Source organism: Pseudomonas sp. SDO55104_S430, assembly GCF_054070595.1.
In genome coordinates, this window is sequence record NZ_JBSVXG010000165.1 from 1 (window position 1) to 13,313 (window position 13,313).

General features: G+C 58.2%; 8 protein-coding genes. 6 read left to right on the top strand and 2 right to left on the bottom strand.

Going from position 1 to position 13,313, the window contains the following annotated elements:
• A partial coding sequence (locus tag ACW9JE_RS22720; protein ID WP_457434005.1) for a hypothetical protein occupies positions 1-238 on the bottom strand: 238 nt, incomplete at its 3' end.
• An 89-nt stretch (positions 239-327) separates the two neighbouring features.
• Positions 328-2,136, bottom strand: coding sequence for a hypothetical protein (locus ACW9JE_RS22725; RefSeq protein ID WP_457434006.1), 1,809 nt, complete (start codon positions 2,134-2,136; stop codon positions 328-330).
• Between the two features lie 192 nt (positions 2,137-2,328).
• On the opposite strand from ACW9JE_RS22725, the gene ACW9JE_RS22730 reads away from it, so the two are divergent.
• The 6 genes from ACW9JE_RS22730 (at position 2,329) to ACW9JE_RS22755 (ending at position 13,166) form a co-directional block, all read left to right on the top strand.
• Complete coding sequence (locus tag ACW9JE_RS22730; RefSeq protein ID WP_457434007.1) at positions 2,329-2,802, top strand: hypothetical protein; 474 nt, start codon at positions 2,329-2,331, stop codon at positions 2,800-2,802.
• Between the two features lie 27 nt (positions 2,803-2,829).
• On the top strand, positions 2,830-7,851 hold the full coding sequence (locus ACW9JE_RS22735) for an RHS repeat-associated core domain-containing protein (RefSeq protein ID WP_457434008.1): 5,022 nt from the start codon (positions 2,830-2,832) through the stop codon (positions 7,849-7,851).
• Between the two features lie 235 nt (positions 7,852-8,086).
• Positions 8,087-8,641: a fimbrial protein gene (locus ACW9JE_RS22740; protein ID WP_224538583.1), complete on the top strand. Its 555-nt coding sequence runs from the start codon at positions 8,087-8,089 to the stop codon at positions 8,639-8,641.
• Between the two features lie 82 nt (positions 8,642-8,723).
• Positions 8,724-9,482: a fimbrial biogenesis chaperone gene (locus ACW9JE_RS22745; RefSeq protein WP_457434010.1), complete on the top strand. Its 759-nt coding sequence runs from the start codon at positions 8,724-8,726 to the stop codon at positions 9,480-9,482.
• 34 nt (positions 9,483-9,516) lie between these two features.
• The gene (locus tag ACW9JE_RS22750; protein ID WP_457434011.1) at positions 9,517-12,015 is read left to right on the top strand and encodes a fimbria/pilus outer membrane usher protein; all 2,499 of its coding nucleotides are present in this window, start codon (positions 9,517-9,519) and stop codon (positions 12,013-12,015) included.
• A gap of 59 nt (positions 12,016-12,074) precedes the next feature.
• Positions 12,075-13,166, top strand: a complete 1,092-nt coding sequence (locus ACW9JE_RS22755) for a fimbrial protein (protein ID WP_457434009.1) — start codon at positions 12,075-12,077, stop codon at positions 13,164-13,166.
• The last annotated feature ends 147 nt before the right edge of the window (positions 13,167-13,313 follow it).

A 13,313-nucleotide genomic window follows, 5' to 3' on the forward strand; every position in this document is an offset into this window, starting at 1 on the left:
TGATTCGAGGCGAATCCTGAACGTATTTTATTACCGCCTGCCAGAAATTCTCACCAATTAAATAAGTTCCATTAAATGGATCCATGTATGAATTATCATCGAATCGCTCAACGTAATTCTGCAACAGTAGTTCATTACATTTTTTCTGCTCATAAGCGACTAATGCCCCCCAATCATTCGTGCGCGGCTTGATTCTTAACCACTCGATATATTCTTCGAAATCCAACACTTTAGCCATGATCTTTCTCCCAAATTGGTTCGAACACCAGAGCGGTTCACCATTGTGACGTAGGGCTCGATATAAACAGGCAATCACTGGCACCCACTTCAGAGCGCCAACACAAACCGCGCATCATTGAGCTTGGTCAGAGCATCCTGCTCATACGTAATCGTCGCTCTTGCTACTAAATTTCCCGGCTGAAACTTACGTAATTCAACCGCGGAAATATGCGTCTCCAGCAACCTGCTGTCCGCCTGCGCCTTGGTGACGACATGTTTGTCGAACAGCGAATAGCTGTAGTCCTGTCCGCTGGTATCTTTTCCCACCAGCAAGACATCCAGTACCTGGCCTTCGCGGATGAAGACCCAGCCGAAGTCAAAAAAGAATCTTTCACCTTGGGCAGGCACCTGGCTGATGTAAATGGTGCCGTTGGTGCTTTGTGCCTGAGTTGACTGGATAGCGCGGTATTGGGCTTTCGGGACCGGGTTCACACGCAAGATAAAGAGGGCTGACTTTTCCGGCACCGTGTCGCCCTTCGGTGTGACGAAGCAGTAAACGGTGACCGACTTGTCCATGTTGGCCGGGATGCAATGAGCCGGGATGTTGAACGTCCGTCCCCCCGGTTCCTTGGGCGTGGTCGCGATGAACTTGCCGGTAGTGCCGAAGCCCTCGAAGTGCACGGCGATTTCGTCATCGGGGCTGTAGCTGGCATCGTCCGGGATGATGATGTCGACGCCGACGCCCGCCAGGTCCGCGGCATCGATTTCACCCTCGCCCTCCACAGGCTTATCGCCAGGCCTTGCGCCATTCACGATCAGCATGGGCAAGTGCAGACGATCACGAATCAGCGCCGAGTATGGAGTAGCCGACATGGCCGCCCCGATCCAGCCGAACTGGTACAGCAGGCTGATCGGGTTACCGTTGTTGGTCATGACCCATTCGGGAGGGACCAGAAACTCGATGAAGCCTTTGTCGATGGTCGAGATATCGACCTGTGCCTGCAGGATCAGCGGTTCTGCATCGTCGGCATCGGAGTCGACGTGACACAGCACCTCATCGCCAGCGTTCATGCCCGGATAGGCATCGATTCGCAATGGCAGGCCATCGGGATACTGGGAGGGTTTGATCGGATCACCCGGGGTGTGGCCGACGATGCTCAAGGCCGGCAAGGTGGGTTCCAGGGGCGGAACCAGTTGAAAGGTTTGCATGGTCGACAGGGTTGTTTCACTGCTCGTACCCACGTACTGAATGCCGTAGCGCACCTCGATCCGGCCACCGTCCACCCGACGCAGATCGCTCTTGGGCAGAAACAGCGCGAAAGGTTTGCCCAGGTCTTGCTCTGTCACCTCGCTGGGGTATTCAAGCGCCGGCAGATACTCCTGGCCGTCCGCTTCATAGCGGCGGCAATGCAGAGTGACGATGTCGCCTTTGGACATCGCCTGATAGGGCACCATGTCCACATCCAATTGGGTCGGGGCAACGCTCAGGTCCAGGTGCAAGTCATGGGACTGCTTGATCTGCAGCACCGGCAACGCGGGTCTCGCACGGGGGCGTTTGCCTATGTAAAAAAATATCCGGCGCGACTCATCGCCAGGATCGGGGGCACCGAATGGACGTACGCGGTAGGAGTAGAAGGCATACCCATTGCGAAGACCAACGATCGTGTGGTTTTCGATCTCCGCCGGCATGCCGTCGGGGGTTACCTTGCTCAAATCGACGGTGACCTGATTGTTGAGTTCATCCACCACCTCGCCATGTTCGCCGCAGCCGAGAAAGTTCAGGACGATCAAGTCGTTATCGCCCATGTTGCCCCACTTGATATACGTCATCAGTTTCGCACTGCCCAACTTGTCCACATCCACCGCATTGTCGGCTTCAATTGCAGGGACGGTCGGTGCGGGGTTCGGATCAATCATGATTGAAGGTCCTTGAATTCAGGCAGTTATATCAACGAAGTGTGCGGATGCCGCAATACTGGGCACATTCTTACGCCTGAATTTCAGGTTTGGGAACTATCAGAACTGCTAGGTTTACGAAGCTGGAATTCCTGTTTAGTGTGATTTGAAAGGCTTATGGTCAATCAAACTGACAAGCAGGAGCACATTGAAATGAGCATGCAAAAACTCATGATCGGTGGTTTTTTGGCAAGCTTCGGGATGATCCAGGCGGGTTACTTGCAGGCTGCGGGAACAATCACTTTGTGGGAGAAAGACAATGAAATCCAGTGTTCCCTTCCAGCGGTGTCGCAACCGAATGGAGGACCAATAGATTACTCTTTCAAGAATGACGACCAAAACTCTTGCAAGAATGATCAATACTACTCGGTGAGTCTTGACAACGTCGACTCGGGATTAATCATCTCCTTCTTCAATGGCCAGGAAAATGATCGATGCTATAGATATCGTTGGGAAATGGAAGTGAAAACCATCAAGCAACCAACGACAACACAGAAAATCAATCTTTCGAGCTTATGGGGAATGCCTGAGGGAGCGATTGTTGAACCCGGCGTTATGAAACTTAGAAGTATTGGCAAAGGGCAAGTTCACGGAAAACTCTCATGCGTGCGCGTAGAACGTAAGTAACCACTCCCCGTCTTCGAGGTTCTGTTCATGTCCGCTCCTACCGCCCTCCATTCCAACGCAACCAACTTCGCCAGTTACGTCAAATCCGGCGTCGACCCGCGTACCGGCCTGTACACCATTTCGCTAGCACTGCCTGAGGTCAAAACCTGCGACCTCAGTGGCCCGGTCGTCCCGTTGCAATTGGCGTTCAGTCCGCTCAATACGCTGGACAATGGTTATGGAAAAGGCTGGAGCCTGCCGCTGACCGAGTATGCACCTGGCAAGCAGATCCTTTCCCTGCACTCTGGAGAAAGTTTCAAGGTCACGGGCGACTACGGTGACGAGGGTGAGCCCAACCGCCTGAAAATGAAAGAGCAGAAAATTGCTTCGTTCAAACTCTTTGAGCTGACCAACGATCCCCGTGGACACTACATGGTGGTGCATGCCGACGGGCTGGTGGAGTTTCTCAAGCTCACCGGCACCACACCGCAGATTGCGGTGCCGGTCATGTTGTGTTCCGCACAGGGTCACCAGGTGACGCTGGACTACCAGAATTTTGCCAGCGGGCGAATGCTGAACACCGTCAGGGATAGCCAGGGCATATTGCTGCAAGTGGTGCGCAACCTCACCGCCGGCACCGTGGAAATCGGGCTTAAACCTACGCAAGGTGTGCCGTTGGCGGTGTTCACCCTGCACCAGGAAGGCGGTCATTTGACCCGCGTCACCCTGCCCGTCGGCAATGGTGCAGGTTGGCGCATTGGGTATGGACTGGAGCGTAACCAGCTGTGCGTCAAGGAGGTCTGGACGCCTCAGGGCAGTTACGAACTCATTGGTTACAACGATGGTGGTCATTCTTACCCCGGAAACCCCGGGTTCCCCAACCTGCCGCGGGTTACTGACCATGTCACCGATCCGGGCGCCGGGCAGCCGCCGGTGGTGGTGCAATACACCTACAGCAGTAACAACTTCCTTGGTTACAACGCCCCCATCAGCTGGGATGACGAGGGAGAAGACAACCTCTACAAGATTCTGGGCGGTTACGAGTACGAAACCCGGGAAATGCTGATGGATGGTGCCAATCCCCTGCAAACCATTATTCGCACATTCAATCGTTTCCACCTGATGACCGCGAACGTCACGACCCGAGGCAACAGCCGCAAAGAACACAAAATCACCTATTACGCCAACGACACCGACTCGTTCGAAAACCAGGACCCGCGCTGCCAGTTGCCGCAAATAGCCACTGAAACCTGGTACCTGACCGACGACCCGCGCTTCTGGCGGCAGGACAAGAAACTGTCGGAGTACGACATTTACGGCAACCTGACCAGGACGGTGCAGGCCAACGGCATCACCGAGCAAATGTCCTATTACCCAGCCGAAGGGGTGCCCGGAGAATGTCCGGCAGACCCTTACGGTTACGTCCGCCACATACGAGAAAAAACCGTAACCCCGGCCTCGGATCGAAACCTTGTGCCGGATCTGCAAAGTGGCGCCCCGACAATGCGCACACGTCACTTCTATGAATCAATGCCACCCCTGATCGGCGGTACCGTCCCCAGCGTTGTGCTGATCGAGGAACGGCTGATGGAGGTCAAGGGTTCGGTCGAGGATCTGCTGCAGAAAACGACGTACACCTACATCAACGATCCTGCGAACCCGCTGACCCATGCCCGCCGTAAACAACAGGCGGTGACACTGGGTAAAGCGCCCGCCTGCACCACTTTCTGCGACTACGAGTACAGCAAGGAAAGCGCCACCTATCCCCGATTCGCCGGTGAAACGGTATTGCGTACCACTCATACCCTGACCACCGATTTCGACAACGTCAGTAAAAGCGTTTCCCAGGAGCGCTCGCTGCTTAATGGCGAGCCACTGCTGGTCTGGGACGATGATGAGGAAATTCGCTACAACTACGATGTACTGGGGCGTGTGGTGAAAGAAGAAGAAGCGCCGAACACACCCTACGCCGCGAGCCGCACGTTCACCTACAGACTGATCCGCCCGGCAGACACCGGTGATGCACCGGTGACCGATCTTGCGGGTCAAGAGATGGAAGACTCCAGGAAGATCAAGACCCGCACCTGGATGGATGGGCTGGGCCGTGCGATCAAGGAAGAATTGCAGGATCTGGACAATGCAGGCGGCAATCCACCGGCATTTCGCGCAACTTATGAGGCCAGATACGACGCCTTCAATCAGTTGATCGAGCAAACCGAAATCGACTGGCTGGAAAAGACCGACCTGCGATTGACCAGTACCTTCACCTACGATCTGTGGGGTACGCAGGACAGCGTCACCGGGCCCGATGGCATCAAGCGCAATACTCGTAACGATCCGATCAGCTTTACCAAAACGCAATGGATCGCGGGCGTCGGCAAGTCCGTCACAGTGTCGAATCGGTTCGATAAAACCGTCAGGACCGAGCAATACGACCTGAGTGGAAAACGCGTCAGCCTGCATCGCTACTTCTACGATGGGCTCAGTCACTGCACTGAAGAAATCAACCCGATGGGGTACGTCACCCGATACCGTTACGACGTTCTGGGTCGCCTTCTCACCAACACGTTGCCCGACAGAACGGTCATCAGCCATACCTATGCTGCGCACAGTGCCAAGCAACTGCCGACGTCCATCACTGTGCAGCCCGGCAATGCTCAGCTGCCATCCAGGACACTGGGTACACAACAGTTCGACGGGCTGGAGCGTTTGACGAGGATCAACGTCGGCGGACGCATTGAACAGTTGCACTACGAAGGGGGGCGGCTGCAGATCAGTCGTCGGGTCACTCCCGCAGGAAAGCACATCGACGTTGAATACAAGCCGGGACTGACCTATCGGCCAACGGCCATCAAACCACCTGAAGGCGATGCCACCTTCGATTACGACCCGCTCAATGGTGAACTCGCAACCTCAAGCAATGCGCGGGGTACCTTGAGTTTCACCTATAGCCAGGCGGGACATCTGGATAGCGAAACCTGGAAGGAGCCAACTACCGCGCAGCCATGGGTCACACGCTATACCAGCTCGTTGAAGGGTCGGCTGATGCTTCGCACCGATATTGGCAATGAGGTTACCGAGGCGGAGTATCACAAAACCAATGGGCGCATCATCGCAATGCGCCAGGGCCAATTGCAGGCCGCTTTTGAATACGACGCCTGTGGACGTTTGTACCGCACGACCAGCACCGATATGGGCAACGGCAACACGCTGACCACAACTCTGGCGTTCGATGACATCGGCCGGGAAATCGAGCGCACCCTTGAGTTGAATGATGCTCAGGGTCAACCGGTACAACCGGTTCGCAGCATTGAGTTGAGTTACCTGACCGATGGCAATGTGAAAAGCCGGCATCTGCGAGTCGATAACAGAACCGCGCTGCTGGAAAACTACGAATACGACTTGCGCGGCCGGTTGGAAGTGTATGCATGCTCGGGCGATCAGTTGCCCAAGGACCGATTCGGCAACGCCATAGTCAAGCAATACTTCGAATTCGATGCCTTCGACAACATCACTTACAGCCGCACCGACTTTGATGACGGCAGCCAAAACATCACGCACTTCAGCTTCGCTGACGAAGACCCTTGTAAACTGATCAAGGCCGTTCATAGTCATTTCGACTATCAGGAGCTGGCGACGGATTTCACCTACGATCCCGACGGCAACCTGATGCACGATACTCAAGGGCAGCAGTTGCACTACGACAGTCTTGGCCGGCTCATGGGTGTCAGCACGGCGGCTGGTCAACCCATCACCAGTTATGACTACGATGCCCATGACATTCTGGTGGCAACCAAAAACGAGGATCAGCCCGAAACCCTGCGATTCTATTCAGGCGACCGATTGAGCGACACAATCCACAATGGCCAGCATACCCAATTGCTTCATCTTGATAGCCAGCCGTTGGGGCAACAATCACCGGGAGACGGTAGCCAAACGTTGCTGTTATTGAGCGACGCCAAACATTCCGTAATCGCGGAAAGCCAAGCCGACCAATTGCGCAGTGCGATGTACACCGCCTACGGAGAATTCAGCAGCGATGCACCATTCAAGAGTCTCCTGGCCTTCAATGGCGAAGTGCGCGATGCAGTCGGCGGTTGGTATCTACTCGGCCAGGGCTATCGCGCCTACGACCCGTCCCTGATGCGTTTCTTCAACCCGGACCCATCAAGCCCCTTCGGTGCCGGCGGTATCAACTGCTACAAGTACTGTTCCGGCAATCCGATCGCGTTCAGCGATCCAAGTGGTCGTACGCAACAAAATGATCTCATTACCAACCCCTGGTTTGGTATCGGGGTGTCCGTTGCAACGGCGATATTCGGCATCATCGTTTCGCTCATTACATTCAATCCGGGACCGGCGGCCGCTGCTTTCAAACTCTCGACAGCGTCAGCCGTGGGTACCCTGATTGTGAATACGGCCGGCATTGCGGCAGCCACTGTCGGCGCAACCACGAGTGCGCCTGTCTTTGTGGGAGCGGCTGCTGCATTCACCAGCGGAGTGGCAAGTGCCTACTCTCTCACAACTACAATAGGGACAACGTTCGCGTCGTTTGGGGTGGAAGGCGCAAGCGCGTTCGTTCAGGACGAGCACGCAAACCGGTGGCTGACCCTGGTAGCGCTGGCCGTGGGTGCAATTGCCCTACCGGGCTTGAAAACGTTCAAACCACCCAAGTTTTACAAGGCACCAATTAAATCCAGCTCTGGTTCGGACAGGTATTTTGAAGAGCATTTTCGAACGATGATGGATTATGAAGCCGACGTCATGAGTGGAACGGATAAAGTCACCACTGTTCTTGATGTGCCGGACTTCTCAAATGCTCGAAAGGTGAGAGCTCTGCGATACAAACTGTTTGAGGCAGCAGCAACCGAAGGAGCCGACCCGATTCCTACACAGGGTGTCGAGTACTCTGGGCCGCAAACTACAACCCGCAAAAAAGGGCCCACGATTACAACATCGAAAGCGACAATTGAAGAAAGCCCGCCTGAAAGAAGGCAGGAATTCATGCGCGGCAGACAATCGAATCACAAGAAAAATCGCACGTTCAGAGTGTTGGAAGAATTGATTTAACAACCATCGGCCAGGCAGTCCTCATACGGTTGCCTGGCTTTTTTGCGTTCTGAATCCATAGATAAAGCATTCCCCCAATTGAGAGATCTCTCATATCCCCTCCCCCCACCCCTCTCTAACATCCGCCCGCCGAAACACCGATTCCCCTTCACTAAACACTCTCACGCCTTAACCCGCGTACCGCCCCCATGCCGTTTCGGCTTTTCGCACGGAGGCACTAAAAGGATTTGTACACATGAAAAAATCGCTCATCGCCCTGACCCTGGGTCTGGCCGCTTCCCTGGCGGGCACCTCCGCTTTCGCCAACAGCGTTGGTCAGGTCAACTTCACCGGAAACATCAATGCCAACACTTGCCCGGTTTACCCGATCGATCCGGGTACCGGTGCTCCGGGTCCGATCAACCTGGGCAGCGTGGCAGCCGTTGATTTCGGCGGCACGGTCGGCACCGAAGTCGGTGGTCGTGAATTCGCCCTGCTGATCAAGGACGGCGCGGCCTGCAACTTCGCCGTTGGCGACACCGCCACCGTGCAGTTCGACAGTACCCACGGCAACGCCGGTACCGACGGCAAGTACTACGGCATCCAGACCGGCGGCGCCTTGGGCGTTGCCCTGGCGATCAAGGACAACGATGACAAGCACATCGACAGCGGCACCCAGTCGAAGGCTTACCCGCTGAACCCGGTCGGTGAAACCCGCATGATGTTCAACACCAAGTACCGCTCCGTGGCGGCCACCGTCGCGCCAGGCCCGGTGATTGCCAACGTCAACTTCATCGTCGCCCTCCCTTAAAACTCACCCTTGAGCGCAGAGCCCGTCTGCGCTCAAGGGCGTGCGCTGCATGGCGCGTCCCCGCATCGCCCTGAGGTATTTCATGTTTCATTCGATCAAATCCTTGAGCCGGCACAGGACCGCCCGCGGCGGTGCCATGGCTCTGCTGTTGCTGTCGGTGCACGTACCGGCCAGCCACGGCGCCCTGACCTTGAGCGGCACCCGCGTGCTGTTCGAGAGCGATAAACGCAGCGTGTCGCTGGTGGTCGCCAACCCCGGCGACAAGCCGTATGCGGTCCAGGCATGGGTCAACACCAGTGCCGATGACACCACCACCTCCGTGCCGTTCGTGGTGTCGCCGCCGTTGTTCCGGGTCAATGCCGGCAAGGAGCAGCAACTGCAGATCAACGGGCTGCCGAACACGCTGCCGACCGACCGCGAGTCGCTGTTCTTTTTCAACGCCCAGGAAATCCCCCAGGTCGAGGCGGACCAGGGCAGCAACGTGCTGAACATCGCCATTCGAACCCGCATCAAGCTGTTCTATCGCCCGAGCCAGTTGAAGGACAACCCGAATCTGCGTCTCAAGGATTTGCAATGGTCGGTGCAGCAGGTCGGCGGCAAGACCGGTCTGGTGGTGAACAACCCCACGCCTTTTCACTACACCTTCCATCGTGTGGAAGTAAGTGCCAACGGCCGCACGCAGACCCTGGTCACCCCGCCGATGGTCACCCCGCTCGACCGCCAGCTGTACCTGCTCGACCAGATCACGCCGGGCCCCGACATGCGTGTGTCCTTCACCACCATCAATGACTACGGCGGCATCACCCCGGCCATCAGCCAGCCACTTCAGATCAGCCGCTGATCGCCCCTCGCATTCACTAGCCAGGACGTAAATGATGATTGCTTTCAAGGGCCGTCGGCGCGTGCCCGCTCGCCAGCGTTTTGCCCAGCTTTTCTTGATCGGCAGCGGCAGCGCCGCCCTCGTCGAGGCAGGGCCTGCACTGGCCGGCGCCCCGCTTTCCTTCCAGAGCGGCTTCATGCACCAGGGCTCCAGGCAGCCCGCCGATGCCGGCCACCTTGCCTTGCAGGCGCTGGCTGAAACCCAGGCGCTGGGCCCGGGGCGGTATCAGGTGGAGGTGCGCGTCAACCACGAATACCGCGGTCGCCACGAGTTCGACTTTGTCCCCGACGAATCCGGCGAGCTGGCGCCCTGCTTCAGCGCCGCACAGCTTGAAGCGTTCGGCGTGAAGCTCGATGCGCTGGCCAACCCCGAACAGCTCGGCGCCGATTGCCTGCAACTGAGCACCTTGATCGAGGGCGCGCGCAGCGAATTCGACGGTGGTGCGCTGCAACTGGCCCTTTCCATTCCGCAGATCGCCATGCGCCGCGACGTCGCGGGCTACGTCGACCCCGAGCGCTGGGACGAGGGCATCAACGCGGCATTCCTCAACTATCAGGTGTCCGCACAACAGGGTTCCAACCGCAATGGCTCCAATAACAGCCAGGACCTGTTCCTCAACGCCGGCGTCAATCTCGGCCCGTGGCGGCTGCGTACCAATCAGAGCGGGCGTCAGGACAGTCACGGCGAACGGGAATGGACCCGCGCCTACACCTACGCGCAGCGTGACCTGCCGGGCATGAACGCCAACCTGACCCTGGGTGAAGCGTTCACCGGCGGCGATGTGTTCAAGAGCGTGCCGATCAAGGGCGCGCTGGTCAGTTCCGACGCCGGCATGCTGCCCGACTCGATGCAAGGTTATGCGCCGGTGATTCGCGGCGTGGCGCTGAGCCGCTCGCGTCTGGAAGTGCGGCAGAACGGCTATCCGATCTACTCGACTTACGTCAGCGCCGGCCCCTACGAGATCGATGACCTGAACACCGGTGGCGGCGCCGGCGAGCTGGAAATCATCCTGACCGAAGCCGACGGTCAGGTTCGACGCTTCACCCAACCCTACGCCTCGCTGGGCAATCTGCTGCGCGAAGGCAGCTGGCGTTACAGCGCCGCCGTCGGGCGCTACAACTCCGCCAGCCACATCGACGACCCGCTGATGTGGCAAGGCACCCTGGCCATGGGCAGCGCCTTTGGTTCGACTTTTTATGGCGGCCTGCTCGCCAGCGAGCATTACCAGGCGATGAACGTCGGCATCGCCAAAGACCTGGGCAGCATCGGCGCCCTCGCCCTGGACATCACCCGCTCCGATGCCGATCTCGACACTCGGGAGCTGGACTCGGTGCAGGGCACCAGTTACGCGATCAAGTACGGCAAGACCTTCCCCACCCGCACCAGCCTGCGCTTTGCCGGTTATCGCTATTCGACCGAGGGCTATCGCGATTTCGATGAAGCGGTGCGCCAGCGTAGCCAGGACGCCAGCTTCCGTGGCAGCCGCCGCAGCCGCCTGGAAGCCGCGGTCTACCAGAACCTCACGCCGCAGAGCTCGCTGACGCTGTCGTTGTCCCAGGAAGATTTCTGGCGCAGCAACTATCAGCGTCGGCAGTTCCAGTTCAACTTCAACACCCAGCACAAGGGTGTCGGTTACACCCTGTTCGCCAGCCAGTCGTTGAGCGATCGGGAGCAGCACAGTGATCGCCAGTTCGGCTTGAGCGTGACGCTGCCGCTGGGCTTCGGGCACACCAACTCGGCGACTTTCGACGTCCAGAAAAACGGCAACACCCACAGCCAGCGCGCCAGCCTCAACGGCAGCCTGGACGACAACCGCTTCAACTATCGCGCCGCAGTGGCCAACCAAGACAATCGCCAGCAATCGGCGGAACTGTCGATGGGTTACCAGACGCAATACGGCAACGTTGGCGCCGGCGTGAGCCAGGGCAATGACTACCGCAACCTGTCGATGAACGCCACCGGCGCCGTGCTGCTGCATGGCGACGGCATCGAACTGGGTCCGTATCTGGGGGAAACCGCGGGACTGGTGGAAGTGCCGGGGATCAAGGATGTCGGCATCGCCAACGCGCCGGGTGTACGCACCAATGAACGGGGATACGCGCTGGTGCCGTACCTGCGCCCTTACCGGGTCAACCATGTGGAACTGGACACCGATCAGCTGGGGCCGGACGTGGAGATCGACAACGGCACGGCGCAGGCGGTGCCTCGGCGTGGGGCCGTGGTCAAGACCACCTTCGCCGCCCGTTCGGTGAACCGCATGGTGATCAACGCCACCTTCAACGGCCAGCCGTTGCCCTTCGGTGCGCAGGTGCGCGATCGCGAGAACGCGGTGATCGGTGTTGTCGGCCAGGCCGGCCAGCTGATGCTCAGCGTCGACGATCAGCCGCAATCACTCGAGGTGCGCTGGGCTGGGCAGCAATGTCAGCTTGACATCGATCCGCAGCACAGCGAGCTGACCGAGGGTTATCGGATGCAGGACTTGATCTGTCGCTGACTTGCACTTATTCAGACGGCGCCGGGTGCGCCGTCGTTCTTTTTTGAAGGAAAACGTTCATGAAATTATCACTGCGCCGGGGCCTTGGCCTGGCGGGGATCGTCGTCGGCTGGCAGCTGGCAACGCCTGCGCTGGCCAACACCTGCTTCTGGGATGGCGCGGCCGGGCCGATGGATTTTCAGGCGGATGTGGGCAGCGTTTATGTGCCGCGCGATGCGAAGATCGGCAGCATCATCGGCGTCGTCGACAAACTGATCCAGACCAGCAACCCCGGGAACCTGGGCATCACTTGCAGTAACGATGGCAGCGTGACCCTTAACTTCAGCGCCTTGCCGACGGCACCCTTCGATCGCCGGGTGCATGAGCCTATTGGCGGAGAGGATTCCAGCGGTAGGATTTTCATGACCAACATTCCGGGGGTCGGTGCGCGTATCACTCTGGAGGTACCGTTCGAAGGGCGATTCGACAATGAATTCGTGCCGATTGGCGGCAAGCCGATCGTGCCGTTCGAGGCACAAATCACCCGGACATTGCTGTCGCCGTTCAAGCTTTCGCGGCTGCGCAGCAAGGTGACGCTGGTGAAAACCGGGGTGATTCCACCGGGACCGCATCAGTTGAGCCGGCAGCTGTTCGACGGGCATTTCACCGGGGTCGGCAAGGGTTTCATGTACGGTTTGAGAGGCACCGTGGTGCAGTCGCAATGCGCGGTGGGCGCCAACCCGGTCAGCGTCGACCCGGTGCCGCTGGGTGACTGGAACACCTCGGACTTCACCCATCCAGGCTTCACCACCGCCCCGACCAGCTTCACCATCAGCCTCACCAGCTGCCAGACCGACCCCACCGGCGGTAACGAGGCCACCGCCCACATCCGCCTCGACGGCGCCAACGGCTCCCTGCCCGAAGGTGACGGCAGCCTGGGCATCTTCAACCTGAGCCCGACCTCCACGGCGGCCGGAATGGGCATCCAGATCCTGCGCGGCGACGGCGTGACGCCAGTACCCTTGGGCAGCGACGCGGATTTCGGCTTGATCGAGGACGGCAAAGACAAAGTGCTGGATTTCAAGGCGCGCTTCTACCAGCTCAAAAACAGCGCCGACATTCGTGCGGGCAAGGCCGAGGGCTCGCTGAGCTTCACCCTCACCTATCAATAAACCGAGTTTCCTGGAGCACTGATCCATTGTGGGAGCGAGCCTGCTCGCGATGATGTCGGCACAATCAACATCGATGTCGCCTGACCCGCCGCCATCGCGAGCAGGCTCGCTCCCACAGTTTTTGATCTGCTGCTAACACAAATCCAG